43 protein-coding genes are annotated in these 21376 nt (G+C 68.5%); 42 read left to right on the forward strand and 1 reads right to left on the reverse strand.

The genetic code is table 11. From position 1 onward, the window contains the following. Positions 1–66 precede the first annotated feature (66 nt). From L3Q65_RS45865 to L3Q65_RS46050, 38 genes are all read left to right on the forward strand, one after another. Positions 67–456, forward strand: a complete 390-nt coding sequence (locus L3Q65_RS45865) for a hypothetical protein (RefSeq protein ID WP_237598433.1) — start codon at positions 67–69, stop codon at positions 454–456. Next, the gene (locus tag L3Q65_RS45870) at positions 453–755 is read left to right on the forward strand and encodes a hypothetical protein (protein ID WP_237598434.1); all 303 of its coding nucleotides are present in this window, start codon (positions 453–455) and stop codon (positions 753–755) included. Before L3Q65_RS45865 ends, L3Q65_RS45870 begins: the two co-directional genes overlap by 4 nt. After that, positions 752–1057 (forward strand): hypothetical protein, encoded by a 306-nt coding sequence (locus tag L3Q65_RS45875; protein ID WP_237598435.1) that lies wholly within the window; start codon positions 752–754, stop codon positions 1055–1057. The genes L3Q65_RS45870 and L3Q65_RS45875 overlap by 4 nt, the downstream gene beginning before the upstream one ends. Further along, positions 1054–1398, forward strand: a complete 345-nt coding sequence (locus tag L3Q65_RS45880; protein ID WP_237598436.1) for a hypothetical protein — start codon at positions 1054–1056, stop codon at positions 1396–1398. The genes L3Q65_RS45875 and L3Q65_RS45880 overlap by 4 nt, the downstream gene beginning before the upstream one ends. Then, positions 1395–1568 carry a hypothetical protein gene (locus L3Q65_RS45885; RefSeq protein WP_237598437.1) on the forward strand — a complete coding sequence of 58 codons (174 nt, stop codon included), beginning with the start codon at positions 1395–1397 and terminating at the stop codon, positions 1566–1568. Before L3Q65_RS45880 ends, L3Q65_RS45885 begins: the two co-directional genes overlap by 4 nt. After that, the gene (locus tag L3Q65_RS45890) at positions 1565–1963 is read left to right on the forward strand and encodes a hypothetical protein (RefSeq protein ID WP_237598438.1); all 399 of its coding nucleotides are present in this window, start codon (positions 1565–1567) and stop codon (positions 1961–1963) included. Before L3Q65_RS45885 ends, L3Q65_RS45890 begins: the two co-directional genes overlap by 4 nt. Continuing rightward, positions 1960–2736, forward strand: a complete 777-nt coding sequence (locus L3Q65_RS45895; protein ID WP_237598439.1) for a hypothetical protein — start codon at positions 1960–1962, stop codon at positions 2734–2736. The genes L3Q65_RS45890 and L3Q65_RS45895 overlap by 4 nt, the downstream gene beginning before the upstream one ends. After that, a complete protein-coding gene (locus L3Q65_RS45900; protein ID WP_237598440.1) occupies positions 2733–3680 on the forward strand; it encodes a DUF5131 family protein in 948 nt (315 codons plus the stop codon). Before L3Q65_RS45895 ends, L3Q65_RS45900 begins: the two co-directional genes overlap by 4 nt. Beyond that, on the forward strand, positions 3680–4309 hold the full coding sequence (locus tag L3Q65_RS45905) for a hypothetical protein (protein ID WP_237598441.1): 630 nt from the start codon (positions 3680–3682) through the stop codon (positions 4307–4309). Before L3Q65_RS45900 ends, L3Q65_RS45905 begins: the two co-directional genes overlap by 1 nt. Next, positions 4306–5037 (forward strand): hypothetical protein, encoded by a 732-nt coding sequence (locus L3Q65_RS45910; protein WP_237598442.1) that lies wholly within the window; start codon positions 4306–4308, stop codon positions 5035–5037. Before L3Q65_RS45905 ends, L3Q65_RS45910 begins: the two co-directional genes overlap by 4 nt. After that, a complete protein-coding gene (locus L3Q65_RS45915) occupies positions 5037–5249 on the forward strand; it encodes a hypothetical protein (RefSeq protein ID WP_237598443.1) in 213 nt (70 codons plus the stop codon). The genes L3Q65_RS45910 and L3Q65_RS45915 overlap by 1 nt, the downstream gene beginning before the upstream one ends. Continuing rightward, positions 5249–5608, forward strand: coding sequence for a response regulator transcription factor (locus tag L3Q65_RS47735; protein WP_370648161.1), 360 nt, complete (start codon positions 5249–5251; stop codon positions 5606–5608). Before L3Q65_RS45915 ends, L3Q65_RS47735 begins: the two co-directional genes overlap by 1 nt. Then, on the forward strand, positions 5605–6282 hold the full coding sequence (locus tag L3Q65_RS45925) for a lambda exonuclease family protein (protein ID WP_237598444.1): 678 nt from the start codon (positions 5605–5607) through the stop codon (positions 6280–6282). The genes L3Q65_RS47735 and L3Q65_RS45925 overlap by 4 nt, the downstream gene beginning before the upstream one ends. After that, complete coding sequence (locus L3Q65_RS45930; RefSeq protein WP_237598445.1) at positions 6282–6845, forward strand: hypothetical protein; 564 nt, start codon at positions 6282–6284, stop codon at positions 6843–6845. Before L3Q65_RS45925 ends, L3Q65_RS45930 begins: the two co-directional genes overlap by 1 nt. Further along, positions 6842–7090: a hypothetical protein gene (locus L3Q65_RS45935; RefSeq protein WP_237598446.1), complete on the forward strand. Its 249-nt coding sequence runs from the start codon at positions 6842–6844 to the stop codon at positions 7088–7090. The genes L3Q65_RS45930 and L3Q65_RS45935 overlap by 4 nt, the downstream gene beginning before the upstream one ends. A gap of 136 nt (positions 7091–7226) precedes the next feature. Further along, positions 7227–7571 (forward strand): hypothetical protein, encoded by a 345-nt coding sequence (locus L3Q65_RS45940; protein WP_237598447.1) that lies wholly within the window; start codon positions 7227–7229, stop codon positions 7569–7571. After that, entirely contained in the window at positions 7571–8377 is an 807-nt protein-coding gene (locus L3Q65_RS45945; protein WP_237598448.1) for a hypothetical protein, read from the forward strand. The genes L3Q65_RS45940 and L3Q65_RS45945 overlap by 1 nt, the downstream gene beginning before the upstream one ends. After that, positions 8374–8586, forward strand: a complete 213-nt coding sequence (locus L3Q65_RS45950) for a hypothetical protein (protein WP_237598449.1) — start codon at positions 8374–8376, stop codon at positions 8584–8586. Before L3Q65_RS45945 ends, L3Q65_RS45950 begins: the two co-directional genes overlap by 4 nt. After that, positions 8583–8957, forward strand: a complete 375-nt coding sequence (locus tag L3Q65_RS45955; RefSeq protein WP_237598450.1) for a hypothetical protein — start codon at positions 8583–8585, stop codon at positions 8955–8957. The genes L3Q65_RS45950 and L3Q65_RS45955 overlap by 4 nt, the downstream gene beginning before the upstream one ends. Beyond that, a complete protein-coding gene (locus L3Q65_RS45960) occupies positions 8954–9700 on the forward strand; it encodes a hypothetical protein (RefSeq protein ID WP_237598451.1) in 747 nt (248 codons plus the stop codon). The genes L3Q65_RS45955 and L3Q65_RS45960 overlap by 4 nt, the downstream gene beginning before the upstream one ends. After that, a complete protein-coding gene (locus tag L3Q65_RS45965) occupies positions 9697–9990 on the forward strand; it encodes a hypothetical protein (protein ID WP_237598452.1) in 294 nt (97 codons plus the stop codon). Before L3Q65_RS45960 ends, L3Q65_RS45965 begins: the two co-directional genes overlap by 4 nt. Further along, the gene (locus tag L3Q65_RS45970; RefSeq protein ID WP_237598453.1) at positions 9987–10370 is read left to right on the forward strand and encodes a hypothetical protein; all 384 of its coding nucleotides are present in this window, start codon (positions 9987–9989) and stop codon (positions 10368–10370) included. The genes L3Q65_RS45965 and L3Q65_RS45970 overlap by 4 nt, the downstream gene beginning before the upstream one ends. Before the next feature lie 155 nt (positions 10371–10525). Beyond that, positions 10526–10900, forward strand: coding sequence for a hypothetical protein (locus L3Q65_RS45975; protein WP_237598454.1), 375 nt, complete (start codon positions 10526–10528; stop codon positions 10898–10900). Between the two features lie 38 nt (positions 10901–10938). After that, entirely contained in the window at positions 10939–11976 is a 1038-nt protein-coding gene (locus tag L3Q65_RS45980) for a DNA cytosine methyltransferase (protein WP_237598455.1), read from the forward strand. Next, positions 11973–12194 (forward strand): DUF6011 domain-containing protein, encoded by a 222-nt coding sequence (locus L3Q65_RS45985; protein ID WP_237598456.1) that lies wholly within the window; start codon positions 11973–11975, stop codon positions 12192–12194. Before L3Q65_RS45980 ends, L3Q65_RS45985 begins: the two co-directional genes overlap by 4 nt. Beyond that, positions 12191–13066, forward strand: coding sequence for a hypothetical protein (locus tag L3Q65_RS45990; RefSeq protein WP_237598457.1), 876 nt, complete (start codon positions 12191–12193; stop codon positions 13064–13066). The genes L3Q65_RS45985 and L3Q65_RS45990 overlap by 4 nt, the downstream gene beginning before the upstream one ends. A 45-nt stretch (positions 13067–13111) precedes the next feature. Continuing rightward, a complete protein-coding gene (locus L3Q65_RS45995; RefSeq protein WP_237598458.1) occupies positions 13112–13465 on the forward strand; it encodes a hypothetical protein in 354 nt (117 codons plus the stop codon). Further along, positions 13458–14882, forward strand: coding sequence for a DUF2283 domain-containing protein (locus tag L3Q65_RS46000; protein WP_237598459.1), 1425 nt, complete (start codon positions 13458–13460; stop codon positions 14880–14882). The genes L3Q65_RS45995 and L3Q65_RS46000 overlap by 8 nt, the downstream gene beginning before the upstream one ends. A 219-nt stretch (positions 14883–15101) precedes the next feature. Beyond that, entirely contained in the window at positions 15102–15293 is a 192-nt protein-coding gene (locus L3Q65_RS46005; protein ID WP_237598460.1) for a hypothetical protein, read from the forward strand. Further along, on the forward strand, positions 15290–16027 hold the full coding sequence (locus tag L3Q65_RS46010) for a hypothetical protein (RefSeq protein ID WP_237598461.1): 738 nt from the start codon (positions 15290–15292) through the stop codon (positions 16025–16027). The genes L3Q65_RS46005 and L3Q65_RS46010 overlap by 4 nt, the downstream gene beginning before the upstream one ends. Positions 16028–16198: 171 nt before the next feature. Beyond that, positions 16199–16510, forward strand: a complete 312-nt coding sequence (locus L3Q65_RS46015; RefSeq protein WP_237598462.1) for a hypothetical protein — start codon at positions 16199–16201, stop codon at positions 16508–16510. Next, on the forward strand, positions 16507–16734 hold the full coding sequence (locus tag L3Q65_RS46020) for a helix-turn-helix domain-containing protein (RefSeq protein WP_237598463.1): 228 nt from the start codon (positions 16507–16509) through the stop codon (positions 16732–16734). The genes L3Q65_RS46015 and L3Q65_RS46020 overlap by 4 nt, the downstream gene beginning before the upstream one ends. Beyond that, positions 16731–17414, forward strand: a complete 684-nt coding sequence (locus L3Q65_RS46025; RefSeq protein ID WP_237598464.1) for a hypothetical protein — start codon at positions 16731–16733, stop codon at positions 17412–17414. The genes L3Q65_RS46020 and L3Q65_RS46025 overlap by 4 nt, the downstream gene beginning before the upstream one ends. 14 nt (positions 17415–17428) lie before the next feature. Beyond that, positions 17429–17746, forward strand: a complete 318-nt coding sequence (locus L3Q65_RS46030; protein WP_237598465.1) for a hypothetical protein — start codon at positions 17429–17431, stop codon at positions 17744–17746. Further along, positions 17730–17957 (forward strand): hypothetical protein, encoded by a 228-nt coding sequence (locus L3Q65_RS46035; protein WP_237598466.1) that lies wholly within the window; start codon positions 17730–17732, stop codon positions 17955–17957. Before L3Q65_RS46030 ends, L3Q65_RS46035 begins: the two co-directional genes overlap by 17 nt. A 32-nt stretch (positions 17958–17989) precedes the next feature. After that, entirely contained in the window at positions 17990–18310 is a 321-nt protein-coding gene (locus tag L3Q65_RS46040; protein WP_237598467.1) for a hypothetical protein, read from the forward strand. Then, a complete protein-coding gene (locus L3Q65_RS46045; RefSeq protein WP_237598468.1) occupies positions 18307–18492 on the forward strand; it encodes a hypothetical protein in 186 nt (61 codons plus the stop codon). The genes L3Q65_RS46040 and L3Q65_RS46045 overlap by 4 nt, the downstream gene beginning before the upstream one ends. A 99-nt stretch (positions 18493–18591) precedes the next feature. After that, entirely contained in the window at positions 18592–18987 is a 396-nt protein-coding gene (locus tag L3Q65_RS46050; RefSeq protein ID WP_237598469.1) for a hypothetical protein, read from the forward strand. A 19-nt stretch (positions 18988–19006) separates the two neighbouring features. Here the strand turns inward: L3Q65_RS46050 and L3Q65_RS46055 are convergent, their stop codons facing one another. After that, positions 19007–19588, reverse strand: a complete 582-nt coding sequence (locus L3Q65_RS46055; protein WP_237598470.1) for a helix-turn-helix transcriptional regulator — start codon at positions 19586–19588, stop codon at positions 19007–19009. Positions 19589–20114: 526 nt separating this feature from the next. Here L3Q65_RS46055 and L3Q65_RS46060 point away from each other — a divergent pair. The 4 genes from L3Q65_RS46060 (at position 20115) to L3Q65_RS46070 (ending at position 21370) form a co-directional block, all read left to right on the forward strand. Then, entirely contained in the window at positions 20115–20318 is a 204-nt protein-coding gene (locus L3Q65_RS46060; protein WP_237598471.1) for a hypothetical protein, read from the forward strand. Positions 20319–20368: 50 nt separating this feature from the next. After that, complete coding sequence (locus L3Q65_RS47740) at positions 20369–20710, forward strand: HNH endonuclease (protein WP_370648162.1); 342 nt, start codon at positions 20369–20371, stop codon at positions 20708–20710. Between the two features lie 14 nt (positions 20711–20724). After that, positions 20725–20976, forward strand: a complete 252-nt coding sequence (locus L3Q65_RS46065) for a hypothetical protein (RefSeq protein WP_237598472.1) — start codon at positions 20725–20727, stop codon at positions 20974–20976. Between the two features lie 208 nt (positions 20977–21184). Next, positions 21185–21370, forward strand: coding sequence for a hypothetical protein (locus L3Q65_RS46070; protein ID WP_237598473.1), 186 nt, complete (start codon positions 21185–21187; stop codon positions 21368–21370). Positions 21371–21376 lie beyond the last annotated feature (6 nt).

Genomic DNA, 21376 nt, shown 5'->3' on the forward strand with positions numbered 1-21376 from the left:
TGAGCGTGGCTGGTTGTCGACGGTGGCGGTGTTCGGTGTGGTGCGCGCGGTGTGGGGGCTCGTGCGATGAGCATCGGCGCGGTTGTTCACATCGTCGAGGCCAAGGGCGAGGGCGCACAGGTGGCGTTCTGCACTCCAGACGCCGCCCGCGAGTACATCAACGCGTGCGATCACGACTTCCCGGTGGCGGATCTGTCGGTCACGTCGATCGTCGTCGAGGGCGAGCTGTCGGAGCCCGACGAGGTGTTTGTGCTCAGCGGCGAGAAAACGGCCCAGTGGGGCCAGTCGCCGCTGGTGCCGGTCGGAGGGCAGGTCGATCCGGTCCCCACCGTCTACAGCACTCCCACCGCGGTGTGGGTTCAGGAGCTGCGGTTGTCGTTGGAGGAGGCCGAAAAGCTGGCCGATCGGTTGCAGGCTGCGGTCGCTTACGAGCGAGGCAAGGGGTCGACGCGATGAGCACTCAGGCGGAGATGGCTGCCCAGTTGATGGCGGTCGGCGGGCAGGTACCGGTTGCGCAGGCGGAGCAGGTGAAGGGGCAGGCGGCGCAGCTTCACGCCGCGCTGGACGAGGCTGTTGCCGGGGTTGTCGCGGTGCTGGGGGAGTCGTCTCAGCTCAACGAGCGCTTGCGTCAGAACGCGGAGGACGTGCAGGGCGCGATCCGTGCGGCGGTGGAGCAGCTCGGTAACGCGGTGGCGATGCTGGAGGGCTATCGGACGTCGTTGCAGGACGCGGCCGCTGAGGTGATCAACCGGTGAGCGGCGAGGTGACGCAGTTGCTGACCGTTCGGGGTGTGCTCGCGGAGCAGGACTTGCTGGGCGCGATGCTGCGCGCGTGGCGGGATGACGTTGCGACGACGCCGTTCCCGGTGGTGCGCGAGCCGGTGTCGGTGGAGTACATGCCGACGCAGCCGGCGTTCCGGGTTGTGGAGCCGCGGTTTCCGCGTGCTGCTGCGGTGGTGCGGTGGGTGTCGACGGTGGGCGCGGCTGGTGTGGTGGTGGGTTGTTTCGCTGCGGCGGGCGTGCTTGGTGTCGCGGCTGGCGTGGGGGTGTGGCCGTGAACGACTTCGACACCATCCGGGCGGTTCTCGACCATGCGCAGTCGGTCGCGCACAAGCGTGTGGGTGCGATTTCGGTTGCGGGCGCGCCTTCTGTTCGGCTGCGCGACGACGACGTGTCTGGGTTTCAGGCGTGGGTCGCGAGTTTGTCGTCGCGTTCCCCGGTGCACGGGGAGCTTGGCGCGAATCGCGCGGTCCTGTCCGTTGTGGGACTGATCCGATGTGGACGTCGGGTATCGGTCACGGTCGATGTGCGTGCGGACTTGTTGCGGCGCAACGACTTGGTCGGGTTCCTCTCCGCGCACGAGTTGGCGCGTCTGGCTCCGGTGGGGATGGGTGCGTGATGGGCAAGCTGGGTCGGATCTTGCGCCAGGAGTTGGGCGAAGACCGTACGGAGCAGCAGAAGAGGACGTCCGAGTATCAGCGTGCCGAGGGGATGACGACGCCGGGTTCGTCGATCACGCGCCGTGCGGAGCAGCGCAAGGCTGGAAATGGGGAGGACAAGCCGAAATGACTGAGGCGACGATCAAAACGGCCACGCTCACGCTCGCGGATGAGCTGGAGGTGTTGGCGGCTCACTTGCGTGCCTTCCCGCACCTTCCGCGAGTCAACGTAGACAAGGGGCTACCGAACGGACTAGATCTCCAGATCACCGGTAGCGATGGAGCTGGCGGCGTTCTCGTCTGGGCAAAGACCTTGACCGACAAGAAGATCACCATCCAGACGGTGACGGACTGGACCGGCGTGTACGTGTTCGCGCGGATCGCCGACGTCAAAGTTCGCGTCTGGGACAGCGACCACGGCGACATCAGTCGGTGGGTTTCCGGCGATAGCCACTGCGAGATCACGCTCGCGCAGCTGACCGACTACGTGGCGGCTGGCACGGTCGAAGGGCTTGGTGCGCGATGAGCGAGGCTGCCGTGGAGTACAAGGAGAACGGCGTCGTCGTGTTGTCGGCGCATCCGGCGTTCCCGGAACCGCACAACCGGTTGGACCACGGGGTGTGCGGGTGTGGGAAGGAGGTCGGCGACATTGCGGGGTGGGAGGAACACCGCAGGGAGATCGGTCGGGAGAAGCTGCGGTCGAGGCTTCGGCCCACGGACGAGCCGACGCGGGAGCAGAAGCTCGCGCGCGAACTTCGCGAGCGGAACCGTTTGTACGGCAAGGCTTCCGCGACGATCGGAGAGTTGCGCGCGGTCGTGGCGCGGTTGACGTTGGAGCGTGCGCAGGAACGGCAGGCGGTGCCGGGGTTCGTTGACGGGGATCTCCTCGCCGATGTGCTCACGGACAACGCGCCTGCCGAGTGGGCGCGGCCGACGGCGCGGGCGCACGCGGAGAAGACGCTCGCGGCGATCGCGGCGGCTGGGTTCCGGGTGTTGCGTGGGCCGGGCCGGGAACCGTGGCCGCCGGAGCCTGAGCCGGAGTTCGAGCGTTTTCACGCGGACAAGCCGGTGCAGTCGCCGCCTCGTCGGTGGTGGAGTCACACGCCCTGCAGGGGAATGAAGGTTCGTCGTCTGGCAGATCGCGTGATCCGGACGGTCACGTCCGCACGGCCGGACCCGACAGCGCAGTACGGCGTGGCCGTGTTCGTGGACGAGGGACGGGTCACCGCGACCGGGCCGATCAGCCTGGACGAGTGGGAGCCGTGGTCGCCGGGGCCGAAGCCGGGCGGTGCGGTATGAGCGACGCCAGCAAGATCGAGTGGACGGACGCGACGTGGAACCCGGTGACCGGGTGCACGAAGGTCAGCCCGGGTTGCGATCACTGTTACGCGGAGACGCTGCACGAGCGTTTCCACGGCAAGGGGTCGTTCGCGACGGTGACGTTGCATCCGGATCGGTTGGATGTGCCGTTGCGGTGGCGGAAGCCGCGCCGTGTGTTCGTGAACTCGATGTCCGACCTGTTCCACGACGACGTGCCGGACAGTTTCATCGCGCGGATCTTCGGCGTGATGGCGGCGGCGCAGCAGCACACGTTCCAGGTGCTGACGAAGCGGCACGGTCGGATGCGGGCCCTGCTCAACGACGAGCGATTCCGCGAGCAGGTGTTCCTCGCGAACAACATGGACCAGGGCGACGTGCTCGGTGACGGCTGGCCGCTGCGGAACGTGTGGCTGGGTGTGTCCACGGAGGACCAGAAGTGGGCGGACATCCGTATCCCGGCACTGCTCGAAACCCCGGCCGCCGTCCGGTGGATCTCTGCTGAACCGCTGCTCGGACCGATCAACCTGACCAGGATCGCCTACACCGCAGGCGGCGGGACGCACCTCGACGTCGTGCGCGGCCAACACGGTGAGCCCGGTCTCTGGGCGACACCGGCAAAGCGGCTCGACTGGGTGGTCGTCGGCGGCGAGTCCGGCCCGGGTGCACGGCCGATGGATCCCGAGTGGGCGCGTTCCCTCCGAGACCAGTGCGCGACGGTTCGCGTGCCGTTCCTATTCAAACAATGGGGAATGTGGGCACCTCGCGGACACGGCATCGGCCGGTTCCTCCCGCCGGAACAGCTCATCGGCGCGCCGCTCGATGACATGGGACACCGCCAGATCATGCGTCGTGTCGGCAAAGCACGCGCTGGCCGCGAACTCGACGGTCGCACCTGGGACCAGTACCCGGCGGGGGTGGCGTGATGCTGTGGCAGATCGAGCCCATGCCCCGCTGGCCCTACCCGGAAACCGTTTCGCGGCGGTGGAACCCGTTCCGTGCGAAGTTCGACGCCACGCTCGAACTGCTCGCCGACGAACTCGACCACCTGAAGGTCACCGGGGCGGTCGCGGTCCGAGTCGTCGCATCCGAGGCCGACGTCCGACGCGACGGGATGCTCCGCGCCCGCGCCGAAGTCCGACACCCCGGCGTCGCGATCTCCTTCACCTCCGCGAAACTCGGCGCGCTCACATACCCGTGCGACGCGTTCAAAGGCCGGGGCTACGTCGACCCCGACTGGCAAGTCAACTTGCGCGCCATCGCCCTCGGCTTGCAGCACCTGCGGGCGTTGGACCGTTACGGCGTCGCAGCCCGCGGCGAGCAGTACGCCGGCTGGCGCGCGATCGAATCGTCGACCCCGGCAGGGTTCGCGTCGGCGGATGACGCCATCCGGTGGCTCGCCGAGTTCACCGAGCGCAGCAGGCACACCGCGGTCCCGGATCTGCTTCGCCGTGCCGCCCGGCTCGCGCACCCGGATGTCGGCGGCGATCCGGAGACGTGGGCGCGGGTCGACGCGGCACGCCAGCTGTTGAAGCGGGCGGGGGTGATCGCATGACGACCTCCGATCTGATCGACAAGAACGACCCGATCATCCAGGAACGCGCTCGGCGGCTTCTTCGCAACGCCGCGAAGGCCGTGGACGAGTTCGAGGATGCCGTGCGTGAACTGGTCGCGATGCGCGCCTGGATCGCGCTGGGATACAAGGACTTCCGTGAGATGTGGCAGGCGGAGAACGGATTTGAGTGTCCCGACCGCGCCGTTGTCCTGGCCTCTGCTGTCGTCATCGGTGAGGGAATGGATCAGCGCACCGGCGGCGAAGCACGATGGGGTAAACCGAAAACCGGCCACACCACGGCCGACGTGGCGCGCATGGTCGGCCTTCGCATCGAAGGGCGCGGGCATTCGAATCCCGCCAAAACGAAGGGCTCGCGCACGCCAAGCAGCCCGCAGGTGACGCAGATTCGCAAGCAGTTGGACGCGGGCGTTCCGGCGGACAAAGTCTCGATCGGTGCCAGCAACGGAACAGTCAAGAAGGTCATCGAGCGGTTCGGCTCCAGGGCGCGTTCGAAGCCGCAACGCATCGGGAAGTCACCGGACGAGAACGTTCGAGAAGGCTTTGAGATCACGAGACGCTACGCCGATGCCGCGAATGAGCACGCCCGGGAGATGGGCGTCCCAAAGGCTGAGGTCTATCGGAGGGCCGTGATCGAGTACCTGGATCGGCACGGTATCAACGCTTTCTACGGCCAGGCACCCAACGGTGCTGTCTCGGAGGTGCCGTGATGACCGCGCTGCAGCAGGCAATCGGCGGCGTCGGGCTCGTGCTCGTCCTGCTCGCCATCGCCTTGGCGGTCGACAAGCGCCGCCCGCTCCGACACCTCGACGACCAACCCGACCCGCCGCACACCGGCGGCCCATGGCTCGACGGCGACCTCGATCGGCTGACCGACGACCGCATCGCCGCCGAATCCCGGCTCTACAGGAAGGCACGCTGATGAGCGCCCCCACCATCCACGCCGTCACCGTGTCGGCCGACGATTGGCCGAGCTTCGCCGCGCACCTGACGCGGGGCGGGTTCCTGCTCGATACCGTTCCCACCGGTCCGAGCCAGGCCCCGCACCACCGGGTCAGCAAACCTGAACCCGCCAACGGTGGGCTCTCGGAACGTGAACTCCAGGTCCTGCAAGGGATGGCGGGCGGCAAGTCGAACGCAGACATCGCGGCCGGTCTGTTCCTGTCGCCGGACACCGTGAAAACCCACGCGCGCCGCCTGTTCAAGAAGCTGGGTGTCGGGGACCGGGCGGAAGCGGTCGCGATCGGCTACCAGCAAGGAATCCTCGGCGGTGCCGAGTGACCCTCATCGAATACCCGGACGTGATCCAGGGCTCAGACGAATGGCACGACCAGCGCCGTGGGCTCGTCACGGCGTCCGTCGTCGGGCAGCTCATCACCCCGAAGACGCTGAAGCCGGCGGCGAACGACAAGAGCCGCGGCATCACGGTGCAACTGGTCGCCGAGCGGATCACCGGCTACACCGACCCCACCTACATCGGGGACGACATGCTCCGCGGCATCGACGACGAGCCGCGGGCGCGCGAGCTGTACGCCGAGGTGTACAAGCGTCCGGTCCGCGAGGTCGGTTTCCTTCTCCGCAAGGAAGAAACCTGGCAGCTCGGCTACTCGCCGGACGGTCTCGTCGGTGACGACGGCCTTATCGAGGTGAAAGCGCCGCGCGCCAAGGGGCACCTGCGCACGGTCCTCGACGGCGAGGTGCCTGCCGAGTACGTGGCTCAGTGCCAGGCCGGGCTGCTCGTGTCCGGGCGGGAGTGGCTGGACTTCATCTCGTTCTCGGGCGGGATGCCGATGTGGCACAAGCGGGTGTTCCCCGATCCGGCGTGGCAGGAAGCGATCGTCGCTGCGGTGGAGCGGTTCGAGACGACGGCTGCGGAGATGGTCGCGGAGTACGCGGCGAAGACCGAGGGACTGCCCGCCACCGAGCGGATCACCCTGATGGAGATGAGGATCTGATGGACTTGTCGGACACCATCGCCCCGACCAGTGACCAGCTCGACGCGGTCGACCTGCTGGGCGGGCCGCGCACCTTCACGATCGAGAAGGTCAGCAAGGGCAACGCCGAGCAGCCGGTGAACATCAAGCTCGCCGAGTTCCCGCGCGTGTGGCGGCCGGGCAAGAGCATGCGGCGCGTGCTCGTCGCGTGCTGGGGACCGGACGCGGCGACGTACGTCGGGCGCCGCGTCACCCTGTACTGCGACACGTCGGTTCGGTTCGGCGGACAGGAGGTCGGCGGGACGCGGATCTCCCACCTGAGCCACCTGGAGAAGCGGAAGCAGGTTCCTCTGCTGGTGTCGCGCGGGAAGAGTGCGATGTTCGTCGTGCAGCCGCTCGTCGAGACGCCGGAATCCCGTGTCGCGGATCTGCGGAACGAGTGGAAGACGGCGGACCCCGAACGCCGGAAGGTGATCGAGCGCGAGGTCGCTGCCTTGACGGACCAGGCCAAGGCCGAGGCCGGCGAACTCGACGACCCGACGTTGCCGGACGACCCGGACCTGACTGCGGGCGGTGAGGCGTGAACGCGCAGGAGCACGTCGAGGCTGCGGAGGCGTGGCTGGAGACTGGCGAGGAGTTGTGGCGCCGGTTCACCTACGACAAGAAGCCAAAGGATCCGGGCGAGTTGCGCCGCGCGGAGGTCGCGATCGGCTTGTCGCAGGCGCATTCCGCGCTGGCGGCTGCACTTCCTCTTGAGGACTTCCGTGTCGACGTCGACCAGAGCCCAGTGCCGTCCGCTGCGGAAGCGCACACCGGCGTTCGGCACTGACCGTGGCCGGGCGGGGCGGGCTCACCCCTTCCCGCCGAGAAGCCCCGCCCGGCCACCACCCACGACACGCGCCACCGCCGATTCGGTGTCCGCAAAAGATGACAGCCACCCTGCACGACAACTGAAAGGAGGCGAGATGACGCGCCGACCCCCACGCTCGCTGACCGGCGACCGCTACCTTGAGACCCTCGTCCCCTCCGCCGAGAAACTCGTTGCCGCCGTGCGCCGCGACGACATGATGTTCGTCGAGGCGATGCTCGCCGACGCCGAGATGGTGTACGACGACCCGCTGACCGGCGCGCACGCCCTGGTTGTGCTGCTCGCCGCGATGGTCCCCGACGACCAGGCCGCCGCCGACCTGTTGCGGTGGCGCGCAAACCCGCACGAGTACCAGCGGCTCCGCGCCGCAGGCGTTTCCGCGGCTGAGGCGGCGCGGCTGGCCACGCAGGTCTCCCCGATCCGGAAGGAGACCGCAGCTTAATGGCCCGCTCGCACGCCCGTCTGCTGTTCACTGTCTGGCAGGGACTGTCGGATGTGGACAGCGATGCCGCGAAGCTCGTGTACTTCGCGGTGATGACGGAACCGCACACCACCCAGTGCGGCAGCGGACCGGTGAGGTTCGGCCGGTGGCTGAAGAACCTCGGCTGGTCCGAGGAATCAGCGTTGCGGGACGCGCTCGACGAACTCGGCAAGACACGCAAAGTGTTGATCGACTGGGAAACGGATGAGTTCCTGCTCCGATCCTTCATCCGCTCCGATGAGGTGTGGCGGCAACCGCAGGTGCTGCGCGGCGGGTTGAAAGCTGCACGGCAGATCGAGTCGCCGCTGCTGCGGCACGAGCTGGCGGCCGAGTTGCGGCGCATCCACGACGAGCACGTCGGCGAGGTCGACGGGCTCACGTGGGAAGTGCTCGCGAACGAAGTCCCGGCAACAGCGGACGTGCTCGACGGTGGCCGGCTGGACCTGGACGAGGACGTCGCCGGGCGTGCCGCGGTCGCGGAGCCGCGCACGACGGCGGGTCGGCCGCCGGCGCGGTGCCCGAAGCACCTGGAGAAGCCGACGACGCGGGCGTGCCGTGCGTGTGGTGCGGCGCGGGACAAGGCCCGGGAGTGGGACGCCGCGCAGGACCGCGCCAAGGACAAGGCGCGCACTGAGGAGGCGCACGCGAAGGCCGCTGCCCGGCGTGCCGCGATCGACGAGTGCGACCGCTGCGACGCGGACGGCTACGTCGGGACGGCGTTGTGCGACCACAAGCCGCGGACGCTGAGACCTAGGAGGGCGTCGTGACTCTGGATCGGACTGGGGACGAGGTCGTCGAGGACGAGCACGAGTGCGATGACGGTTTCGAGGACCGCGATGCGGATCCGCCGTTGCGTCCGTGCCTGATCTGTCGCCCGAAGCTGGCACCGCACCTGTTGCGGCAGAAGACGTTCGGCTTGTACGAGGACAGCGCTCGCGGAGAACACGAGCGCCACCAACGAAACGAGGAAGCATGAGTAACTTGGTAGAGCACGCCCGTCGTGAGCTGAAACTGCTCGGCGAAGACCCTGTGTACAGCGCATCGCTCGTGGCGGCAGTCGCCGCGTTCGCGTCCTTCGGTCACAGCGGAGCGTCTGCCGAGATGGCCCGCGAGCAGTTGCACACTCTCCTCGGGTTCGGAAACCTGACCCCGCTAACCGATGATCCTGAGGACTGGCACGACCACAGCGAAATGTCCGGCGCGCCGCTGTGGCAGAACCGCCGCAACTCGGCGTGCTTCTCCGGCGACGGCGGCAAGACGTACTGGAACGTCACTGACCAGAAGGAAGACAACGCCGAGTTGCCGCGGCACAAGTCCGCGCCGAAGCCCGAAGGCGCGAGACCGTGACCGCCGCCGGACTGCGCCGGTCGCTGGCGCACGCTGTCGCCGTCGTTCGAGGAGACGCCTGGCGCACCTGCGCCACGTGCGGGACCGGGTTCAGCGGGCGCGCCGAGCCAACGACCACGCACCTCGAAACCATCCCCGGCGGCGAGGACGACCCGCGACTCCTCTGCCCCGGCTGCATCGACGCCGGTGTCGGTTGCCGTGCGCACGCCGCTGCCGGGCAGGGCTGGATGCACAAGGGCTGCGAGGTCGCGCCGCCGACCGAACTGTGGCCGACCGACGACACCGACGCCGCACCCGGCCGATCCGGGCCGTACTACCTCGACCCGCCCACCATCCCGAACATCCCCGCAGTGCCGAAAGTCCCCTTCTCGCCTGGTGGATTCGTGGCTGGCCCGCGTCTACCAGTGGGGCCCGAAGTCGTCGTGCTCCTCGAAACGCCGCGACCGGCCGAGAGGCGTACCCGCGCCGAGGAACGCGAGGCACGGGAAGCCGTCGAACGGCAACTCGTCCTCGACCGGCACGCCGACCTCCTCGCGACCATCCCGGACATCCCGCAGAACAGCGTGCTCCGCGCGTTGATCCGCGACCACGCACCGAAGCTCAACGGCGCGAACCGGCTCGAATGCCGCGGCTGCGCACGGGTCGAGGGCTGGGTCGGCGAAGGCGAGTACGAGCCGTACTGGCCGGACGCGCCCTGCCCGACCTGGTCCACCATCGAACGACTCCACGGGAGCACCACGTGAGCGAGCCCGAAGAAACCGAATACGGGCTGGTGATGCCGTTCGTCACCGTCACCAGCAAAGGCGGCCCGCACGACGACCAGTCGTACGTCGCAGGCTGGGCGATGGGCGCGCTCGACGCCCGCCTCGAAGCCACCTACCCAGACGCGTGGAACGACATGATCCGCGCCGACTGCGCACCTCAAGCCGACCGGATCGCGATGAAACACGGGTACATCGCGGACTTCGGGCCGGAGCAAGACGGCTGGGTCCACATGCAACTGAAGCGCAGCCTCGACGAGGTGATCTCTTGACCGACCAGTTCGACGAGCGGGCCGAGAAGCAGTGGCGCAGCACCAACCAGCGCCGCGACGCCGTCACCGGCCGCATCGTCCCGCTCACCGCATCCGACCGCGTCGAGATCTCTCTGCTCGCCGCCCAGATGCGCGCCGCCGAACCCTCGCCCGAAGTCGAACGCTGCCGCCTCACCGAACTGCCGGTCGACCAGTGCTCGCACTGCCGACCCGGCGGCAACCGACGACCCGCCACCATCGACGGCCGATCCACCATATTCACCGCGTCCTACCCCGGCCACTGCGCGACCTGCGGCGAGAAGTACCACCCCGGCGACACCGTCGAACGCGTCGGCGACAAACAGTACGCCGGACCGTGCTGCGTCGAGACCGTGCCATGACCGTCCGGACGAGACCGCTCATCGGCCCCGGCCCCGCGCCCACCCCGATGCTCCCGTGCCCCGACTGCGGGCACCGCGGCCTCACCGTCCTCCCCGGCCAACCACCCCAATGCCGCTACTGCACGCCCCGCCCCGAACACGAAACGAGCAGCAGCATGACCCGAAACCGTGCCTCAGCCAAGAAAGCTGGCACCCGCTTCGAGACAAGCATCGTCGGCTACCTCGCCGACCAGGTCGACGACCGCATCGAACGGCGCGCCCGCAACGGCGGCAAAGACCGCGGCGACATAGGCGGCGTTCGCGCACCCGGCGGCGGTCGGATCGTCCTCGAGGCCAAGAACGTCACCCGTCTCAACCTCGCCGGTTGGGCGGCCGAGGCGGAAGTCGAGCGAGGAAACGACGACGCGCTAGCGGGCCTGATCGTCCACAAGCGACACGGCAACGCCAACCCGGCCGACCAGTGGGTGACGTGCACGCTCCGCGAACTCGTCGCGCTGCTCACTGGCGAGAGACCGGCGGGGGAAGCATGAGGTCCGGGTCGCTGTTCACCGGCACGGGCGCGCTGGACATGGCGGCAGCCGAGGTGTTCGGCGCGGAGCCAGCGTGGCTCGCCGATCTCGACCCGGCCGCGGCGGCGCTGCTCGCGCACCGGTATCCCGGCGTGCCGAACCTCGGCGATATCACCGCGGTCGATTGGGATCTTGTCGCGTTGCTCGCGCCGGTCGAGCTTGTCTTCGCAGGCTGGCCGTGCCAGCCGTTCTCTCTTGCAGGCAAACAGAAAGGTGCTGATGACGACCGCGCGCTCTGGCCGGAGGTCGATCGATGCCTTCGCGCACTTCGACCCCAATACGTCCTCCTGGAGAACGTCCCAGCAGTCGTTGCCGCTGGGGAACTCGAGCGAGTCGCGACCAGCCTGGCCTCGCTCGGGTATCGCTTCGCGTGGTGTTGCCTCACCGCTGCCGCAGTGGGTGCCCCGCACAAGCGGGATCGGTTCTTCCTCGTCGCTGTTGCTGAAGACGCCGACGGCGCAGCTCGCGGTCAACGGGGGATCGCAGCATCCGACCAAGCGGAAAGCCGGCGGACACGGGCCGACGCTGGCCGACGAGGTCGAGCATCTGCTGCCGACGCCGACAGCGACGCCGTACGGGAACAACCAATCGCCAAGCCCCGGGGCCTCCGTACGGCCGTCGCTGAACAGCCTCGCATCAACGCTGCTCCCCACGCCGAAGGTCGCGGACTCGCGGGGGACACGGAACGCGACAGCGAAACGCAACTCCATCAAGCCGACGACGAACCTCGGCTGGACGCTGACGGACGTGTTCTGGACTGGGCCGGGTACGAGCCAGCCATCCGTCGATGGGAAGCCGTCCTCGGACGACCCGCACCCGTTCCTACCGTTCCCGGAGCCCGCGGCGGACGAGTCCTGAACCCCGAGCTTCCAGAGTGGATGATGGGCCTCCCCGCTGGCTGGATCACCGGTGTTCCCGGGCTCTCCCGCGCACAGCAGCTGAAGCTCGCCGGCAACGGCGTTGTCTGGCAGCAGGCGGTCGAGGCGTACCTCTATCTGCTCGGCGTGCTCGATGCGGACGCGAGGAGTGCGGCATGACGGCCTGGTGCCGCCGGGCGCAGTGCGGCCGGCCTCTCCGGTCGGAGAAGTCGAAGCGGCGCGGCTACGGCCCGGTGTGCTGGCGGCGCATGATCGGGGACCGTCTAAAGGAACGCCGCCTGATGTTCCGCGAGGGCGGCCCGCGGCCCGAGGACCCTGACCAGATCCCGTTGCCGCTGGACGTTTCCACTGTGGACGATGCGAGGAGGAGCCGATGAACACGTGCGCTACCGGCTGTGGCCGTCCGACCGACACGGCGCTGTGCCGCACCTGCATCGACACCCTCACCAAGGCATTGCGGGACGTCGAATGGCTGTACCCCGAGCTGGACGTCACGATCACCCGGCAGGCGAAGACCACGCGAGGTGGTGTGGGGTTCGTGACTGGCGGCAGCGAATCCTCGACACCGGCGAACCTGGGTGCATCTAGGGTCGCGGACGATCTTCGGGATGTTCTTGCTAGCTGGGTGCAGAACCTGTGGACGGACTATTCGGTAGACCACGCCCTTTTGGACATCGTGATCCACCCGTGGCCGTTAGCGAAGTGGCTGCTGCGACACCAATCGTGGATGGCTGGCTGCTCGTATGCCGACGACCTGTTCACGGAGGTGACGGCACGGGTGAGTCGGGCGAGGAGCGCGGTCTTTGGTCCGCGTGATCGCGTGTACCTCGGGATCTGCTCGGCCGACCTCATGGCCGGCGACGACGAGAACGGCGAACCGCTGGAGCGCTGCGACCGGGACCTGTATGGACTGCCGGACCGCGCGTTTGCGGTGTGCTGGGCGTGCCGTGCCGAGTGGGACATGAGTGAACGTCGCGCCTGGATGCTGGAGTCGATGCGGGACCAGCTGTTGACCGCGACGGAACTGTCGCGTGCGTTGCCGACGTATCTGGACAGGCCGGACGACAAACCGGTGACGGCGTCGATGATCCGTGGCTACGCGGCGCGGGGGCGGCTGCTGGCTCATTCGGATGCGGCGTCGGAGGACGCACTGCTCGGCGAGACGTCGCGTGGCCGCCGTGCACCGCGGTACCGGGTGGGTGACGTGCTGGATCTGCTTGCCGCGCAACTGCTTCCGGAAGCTTCGTGACTTACCGGCTCCGTCAGGAGCCCCGAAACCCCGAAGGGACACCAGATGCCTGAAGCACCGTCCGAAGAATGGATGCAGGTGTTCGCGAACCTGCTGCCCGCTCACTACCTGGCCGAGTCGCTCGCCGCGCTGATCGAGCACGACACGAACTACCCCACCCGGTACCCGCTGGTGTTTGCCGCCGCTGACGCCGCACTCCAGTGCGGCTATGCAGCCGGTATCCGGATCGACCCGGCCGAGCCGGACTGGCCGGTCATCTACATCGAACTCCCGACCGGCCAGGTGTCGTGGCACATGCCCGCGCACTCGGTCGTGTTCGACGGCCACACCACACCCGAGAAGCACGACCGGATTCGCGCGTTCCTCGCCGCGAACGCGAAGGAGGGCCCCGTTGCCTGACCAGACCGAGAACGCCAGCGAGCGGCCGAACCAGCCGGGCGAAACGCCCACTCCGCATGAGATGCGGCGCGCGCTGGTGGACGGATTCAACGCCGCCTGCGCTCAGGTAGCGAAAGACCTGCATCGCCAAGGGCAGGAACTCGTTCGCGCCTGGGGAATCGAGCCTGCCAGCGAGCAGCCGAATGCGGGCCAGGAAACGGCGCTGTCGAAGCTCGACCAGATCCAGGATCACGCCGCCGGGTTCCACGCGTTCATGCTCGGCCCGGGCCGCTGCAACCCGGACGAGGTGCGCACCCGCGCGACCGCCGCGTTGGACGGCATCCGGCGCGTGTTCGAGGGTGCCGCGGGGCGCGAGCCCACGAAGGTCGACAAGGTGCAGTGGCAGCGGGACGAGGCCCGGGAGAAACTCGACCAGGTGCGCGGGTTCCACGCTCGACTCGAAACGGTCGACTCGGAGCATGGGACGCCACTCAAGGTGTGCGAGGAATGCGGACAGGACTACCCGTGCAGGACGGTCCGCGCCCTCGCCGTGCCCGTCACGGACCGCGAGGAACCGGCGCAGCCTCGGCAATCCCGCGAACTGCTTGGCCGCTGGGTGCGGCAGATCTGGACGCAGTGGGCCAACGAACAGACCGCCCCGAAACCCTCGTGGTTGGTCCCGTGGGAGCGCCTGGACGACGGGCAGCGCGAGGTCGACATGCGCATCGGCGAAGCCCTGTACGAGATTGGGCAGTGCGCTGCTGATCCGCGTCGGCTGTTCGCCAGCGAGGAACCGGCGCGGGTCAAGGCCACTTCGGTCGAGTTCGATCATGAAGCTGGAGCCGCCTACGTCCAGGTGCTCGATGAGGTGGTGCACCACACCACCGAGGAGACGGTGAACGTCGATCGTTCCGAGGATGGCACCGTGATCGGGATCGAACTGCTCGGGGAGGACCGCAAGGAACCGGCTTACCCGTCGTGCGCGGTTGGCAGCGACGTCGAGCTTCCGCCCATGGCGGAACGTCGAATCCCGAAAGGCCCGGCGAAAGTGACGCGGTATGACCGCAGTGGATCGGCGAGCACCTGGGACGTCGAAGCGGACACGCACCGCATCAGCGAAGACCACGAGGAACCGGCGCCCGTCAACCGTGGCATTGGATGCTGGCCGCCCGTGGCCAGCGAGGAACCGGCCGGCGAGACGAAGCCGCGCACGCTGCTCGGCTGGACCGTGCCGCCGCACATCGAGGTCGATCCGCGTCCCAACGACGGGGTCGGTCTCGACTGCCGACACGGCGGGTGCGTAGCCGGAATGACCGCACCGCTGGAGAACCGGGGCCACATCGAGCAGTTCCTCCACGACCACGCTCACGGCCAGCCTGTCGAGCGCCAGGCGGACAGCGAGGCGCAGTCGGGCAACGAGGAGGCCGGTCGTGGCTGAACAAGGGTGGCTGAGGCCCGCCTACAAGCGTGAGCAGTACGACCGTTTGCGCGCCGTCGTAAACAGCGTCCTGGACGACCTCAAGGGCGCCTGCAGCTTCTGGGCATGTCCCGGCCCGGAGGCGCCCTTCACCCCGATGGCTACGTGCCGAGTCTGCGCCGCGCAGATGGATCTCCGCGCCGCTCTCGATGGCAAGCCACTACCCAGCGAGGCACAGCGATGAGCGCCCCGGAGTTCACGCCTGACCAGATCGAGCACGGCATCGCATGCGCGGTGAAGGAACGCAACTTCGAAGTGATCCCCGGCTTGGTGAAGCTGCTCGCCGTCCAGGACCCGGAGCGGGCGCGGAGGGTGCTCGACGAACTCGAAGGCAAGGCAACGATCTCTATCGATCTCGGAGGTTCGCGATGACCGACGCCGACACCCCGCGCGTGCCAGATTTTCGTTGGATCGCAACGCATGGCCTGTTCATGCCGAGCGACGACGAGTGGATTCAGATCACCGACAGCACTGGCTGGCCGTTGCCGCTGTGGCTCGACTGGCACCGGCTGCCCTCCGACGCCGTGAAGCTCGGGGATGTCGAGAAACTGCGAGCAGATCTCGCCGCTGCGGAACGGTTCATGAACCTGGACCGTGCTCAAGCAGCGCGGGCGACTGCTGATCGCGACAAGCTGCGCGAGCAGCTGCGGGAAGCCGTGGCGCACCACGGGGTAGAGCTGGGCAAGGCATGGCGACGGACCGAGCAGTTGCGCGCGGACATCCGCGCCGTGCTGGTCGACTTCGGACAGCTCGGCGAGCCCGGGAAACCGAACCAGACGACCGCGTTAGAGGCATTGGAACGCATCGAAGCCTGCCTCGACCGCGAGCCGGGCCGCGAGGAGCCGCACCGCGTGATCCTCAACAACGACTGCACCATCACCGAACACCTGCCCGACTGCCCCGCCTGCATCGGGAAAACCCCACCCAAGCCCGCTCCCGCCCCGCGCGAGGAGCCGCACTGCATCTGCTTCGTGACCCCCGAGTCGCAATGGACGACCCACTACGGCGCGACAGAACCGGGAAGTCAGATGGAGCCGAACCCGGACTGCCCCGCTCACGGCCACGTGGTGGAGCACCAGCCGGACACCGAGGAGGCCGACCGGTGAGCCTCGAAGCGCTGATGCCGGAAATGCCCGCGGACTGCGTCAAATGCGGCGGCTGGTTCGAGCTGAACGACATGGACTCGTGTCTTCGGTGCAGCCCGCGCGTGATGTGCCGGGACTGCTACCGACGCCACATGGATGCTCACGAAGCCATCGACAGCGAGAGGGACAACTGTGGCTAGGCAACCCTTGTGCAGCAACACCTCCGACGGTCCCTGCCCGTGCTTCGCGCTCAACGGCACGTCGAACTGCCTGCAGCACACCGAAGAAACCGGGCTCTACGACCCCGTGGACATCGGCTACCGGCCCGGCGGGATCGGCACACCCGGCCCGCCGCCGCCCGTCGACCAGGATGCGCTCACCGCAGCGGTGCGGGAGTACTTCGCGCAGCAGCCGACCATCTCCTCGACGTCGGACTGGGCCGGTCCGCCACCGCCCGTGCGCCGCCGCGGCTGGTTCGCCGGACTCGCCGCGGTGTTCCGGTGAAGCGCGTCGCGCTCGGCCGGGCCGTTGGCGCACGCCTGCGGGACCTCCGCGAGCAGCGCGGCGTGAGCCTCAGCGAGGTCGGCCGCCGGATGAACGTCGATCCGTCGCGGGTCTACACGATCGAACGCAGCGGCAAGGACCCGCAGATCTCGACCGTTGTCCGCTACTGCGACGCCATCGGTGCCCGCGTCTACATCGGATTCCCCACGAAGGAGGCACCGTGACGACCGAACCTGTCGCGCTTGGCAAGTGCCGGGTGTGCCGCCGCGCCGACACGAGCAGTGTCGCCTACTCGTGCAACGACTGCGTGAACAAGCTGATCGAGCTGGTGCGCGGCATCGTCCACTACGCCACCGTCGTCCTCCCGGACTCGGTGGAGCCGGTCCGCGGTCAGACCGGGCGCATGTCGCCCGGGTACGGCTCGACCCCGCCGCTGCGCCTGGACGTGGTGGCCGCGCTCGACCCGCGTTCCCTGCCGGGCGACGTTGACGAGCACGGCGACGCCATCACCCGCCGACCGGACGACTCGGCCAGCTGGGTCCGGTCGATCCCGCGGAGCCTGTCCAGCCTCGCCGACTCGATCGCGGGCGAGCGTGACGAATCCCGCCCCGGCGGGACTATCGCGGCGGACGCGGGCTACATCCGCCGGAACCTGTGGTGGGTGGGGGCGCAGCCGTGGGTGGACGATGTCGCCGCGGATCTCGCCGAGCTGCACCACATGGCCCGCAGCCTCGCCAACGACGCACCGCAGAAGGCGCTCGGCGCGTGCCTGAACGTCACCTGCGACGGCCGCGTGTTCTGGGGCGGAGTCGGACGACCCGCCCAATGCGAGAGATGCCGACGTACGTACGACGGCGGGGACTTGGTGAGGTTGGCCATCGCGAACGATCTGGAGACAGCGTGACAAGGAGCCACAGCGTGACCGACTACAAGATCGACTTTCCCGACCGCAGCATCGCCACCGACGTCTTCATGGTCACCACCGTCACCCCGGTGCCGCGCGAGACCCTGCTGGCCTTCGTCAAGGCGCACGGCATCGACCCGAACGACGTCCCCGTACCGTCCACAGTCACCGTGGCGGACGATCAGATCACGTTCGAGAGGTTCGTCTTCGACGACAACCGCAAGATCCTCTTCGAGGGCGACGAAGGGGTCCGGGAGCACAAGACTGTGCCGCTGCAAGCACCGTGGCCCCCGCAGGCCGCCGAAGTGCGGGAGGATGGCCACCGTGGATGACCTGGTCGAGGCTCGCGGCGTTGTTCTGCGCGCGTCCGGGCTGCTGTCGAAGTGGGGCTTCCGCGACGGCGTCGAGCGAATCGCCGCGGTCGCGGCCCGGCCGCACATGCTGGACCTGTCAGTCGCTGGCCCGACGGTCTGCACCGTCTGCGGGAAGCCGCCGTTCCGAAGCTGCCCAGGCGCGCCACCCAGCGGCGACGACGGTCGTTGACGACCGCTGTCACACTACCTACAGTCGAACACGTGAGCGACTGGCAGCGTGAAGACAACTCGGAATGGCTGTGGCGGATCAGCCCCCGCGACGACCTCCTCGTCGAACGCCTCAGCCCCCGCAGCGAGACATCCGACTTCGCCGCCACCGAGGCCGAGCGTGACTGGTGGCTCAACCAGCTCGCCGGCTACGGCGCACAGCCCGGTGACTACGTCGTCGAACGCGTCCCCGGCCCGCTCCGCCGCGCCATCGCCGACGACCGCGCGCGCCGCAACCGGCTCGTCGACGCCCACTGGGCCCGATGCAAAGCCGAACGCGACGCCCGCCTCGCCGACGAACAGAGCAAGCGGTGACCGGCCGGGCCCGCGCCACCACCTTCCGACAGCGGGCGCGCCGCGGCCACATCACCCGAGGTGACGGCGGCTACAGCCTCGTCGAGGTACTAGCCAGCAAGTGCGGCCGGAAGCCCGCCGGTCCGGGCGGCATCCTCTGCGCCGACTGCTTCAGCAAGATCGACGCGCTCATCGTCAAATAGGGGCGCCGGCCCGCCCATCACAATCCGGACACCCCCGGTAACAAGCCCCGTCACGCGCGCGACTCCACCCCCAGACTCACGCCGAGGGGGAGCACCGCCATGACTGAGACCACCGGCAGACCCGCGGTCACCAAGCCCGTCATCGCGGCGATCGCCGTCGCCGTCCTCGCTGCCGTCGCCGGCGTCATCTGGCTCGTCCGCGCCAACAGTGACCCGGCGTCGGCCGACTACCAGGTCACCGTCCGCGGCAACATCTCCGCCAACTGGAACGACAGCGGAACCGGCGCGGGCAGCATAGACGTCAGCACCGGTGCGGCGACGCAGACCATCCACGCAGGTAGCTTCACGCTCACCGTCGAGTCGACCCTGCCGAACGGCGCATCCTGCGTGGTCAAGGACGCGACCGGCAAGGTCGTCGCCGAAGACGGCGGACTCCCCGCGGACGGGACGACCGGGCTCTCGGCCAGCAGCACGGCGACCTGCACGGTTCGCTAGCCTTCGCCCCGCTCTCGGATCAGCGGAGTTCGCCATAGGCCGCGGCCTGCGTGAGGCTCGGCTCGCGAACACCGGTCTCGAAGTCCCACACGTCCTTCTTCGACGTCACATGCCCCGCGGAAGACAGCGCGGCCGCCACGTCCTCGCGTGACATTCCTGCGTCGTCCCGTGCTTGCCGCCACCGGTTCGGCACTGCGCCGTCGGGCCCGAGCGTCGCGTCCATCTCCTGCTGCATCGCGTCGTACCGCGCTCGCTGCGTCACGTTCGGGTACACCTTCGGCTGCTCCCACGCCGCGACCGTGTCCGCGGGCACACCCATCACGATCCCCATCTGCTGCACTGTCATCCCGGCCCGCTCGCGCAGCATCCGCCACCGTTGCGGCTCGTCGACCTCGTCGCTGCCGTCGCTGATGCTGATCCGGTTCACGGCTTCCCGGAAGCGTTGCAGGGACGGCTGGCTCGGCCGGGACTTGCCGGTCTCCCAGTTCTTGAGCGACTGCTCGCTCACGCCGATGCGGCCGGCCATGGCGGATCTGGTGAGGCGCGCGGTGAGGCGGGCCTGCCGGATCTCGTCGGCGGTGGGGGTGTCGTCGGGGCTCACTGCATACCTCCAGGGCTGTGGACAGGTTGTGGGCAACCGGCCTTCTCTATCCCCTTGAGAGACTACAGAGGAGGGTTAGAGAAGGGTTATAGCTCAAGGTAGTGAAGTGCCCTGATAGGTAAGTATTCGCCTAGGCTCCGGCGAACCCTGAGTGGTAGTGGTAGTGGAAGTGGTTCTGTTACGTCTCGTAGATGGTTGAGTTTGTTGGTTGCGCACGCGCGCGAGGCAGCGAACCCGCCACCCGCCGCGCTCGGCGCTCCACTCCGCCGCTGCCAACCCGGAGCAGAAGATCATCCCCCCGGGTGATTGCGCCGCGACCAGCGCGAACGCAAGGATGGGTCATCATGCGGATTCGTGGGTCGGTTGAGCAGTAGCTCCCACCACCACCGCACCCCCAGCGCACACACCCTGACAGCGGACCGTCCCGGATCCCTGTGCAGCCGGTCGCCCTGCCCGCAAGCGCGGGCTGACGCATGGCGAGCCGGATGGGATCCGGGGCACCGCACCCGCCAGATCGGAGCGCCCCATGCCCCAGTCGATCACCGCCGCCGACGTCGACCGAGTCGCCGACAGCCTCGGCGTCCAGCTCACGCCCTGGCAACGCGACACCCTCGTCAACGCCTACGCCGCCCGCCACCGCACCGGCCGGTTCCCCGTCGTGCTCTGCCCTCGCCGACCCGGCCGCGCCACGATCGCCCGCGTCGCACAGCAGCTGGCCGCCACCGCCTGACCCCTGGCCGATTCCAGGAACCCCCACCCCCTTCCGGACAGGCCCACCACATGCCCACCTGGACCTGCACCCGACCAGGCTGCCCCCAACCATCCGCCACACCCGGACACCGCGGCCCCTGCCAACGCCACACCCGACAAGACCAACGCCACCGCGCACGCACCATCCCGACCAAGCGCACCCGCGACTGGACCGAGATCAACCGCAGGCGCGCAGCTGTCCGAGCCTGGCGCGACGAGCACGGCGACTGGTGCCCCGGCTACGGCGTGCCAGCCCACGCAGCCACCGACCTCACCGCCGACCACGTCACCCCAGTCGCACGAGGCGGACCACCCGACGGCGAGCTCGCCGTCCTCTGCCGATCCTGCAACGGACGCAAAGCAGCACGCTGACCGAGGAGACGACGATGCGCTACACCGTCACCACCCGCATCAACGACCGGCCCGTCAGCTTCCGCACACCCATCGCCGACCCGTTCGTCCATACCACCATCCGCATCAGCAGACGCGACCGCATCCGGTCCCTGCTCCGCCCCTGGATGGACGTCCACGTCATCGTCGACGGCGACAGCGAAGCCATCCGCCACGTCATGGGCCAAGGCAGGGCACAGGCAGGCACCGCCGAGCGCCTTGTCGATCATGAGAAGTCGATCAAGTGAAGATCAACAAGTGATCCACATCGACATGATCCACACCCCGGGGGCAGCCCCCACCCCCCACGCCACACGACTTTCGCCCCGGGCAAGGCCAGATCGCGCGCGGACGAAACTCCGGGGCCGCCGTAACCGGATCATGATCGGGTGCCGGACAGAGCCCGGTACAGCCCTCGGCCCAGGCCCGTCCACGGGCAGGACGCGGAGGGCACCCATGGCAGTCCGGACTGGATGGCTCGTCGCGCCGACCGACACCGGTTCCGAAGTAACACCGATCGACGACGTCGTCGGCCACAACCCGGGCGATGACTGCGCCTGCCTGCCGTACGTCGAATTCGTGCAGGGCGACGACTCGTCGGGCTGGATGGTGGTCCACCACGCCTGGGACGGCCGCGAGTAGCTCGGA

This window comes from Amycolatopsis sp. FU40 (assembly GCF_021903635.1).
Classification (GTDB): Bacteria; Actinomycetota; Actinomycetes; order Mycobacteriales; family Pseudonocardiaceae; genus Amycolatopsis; species Amycolatopsis dendrobii.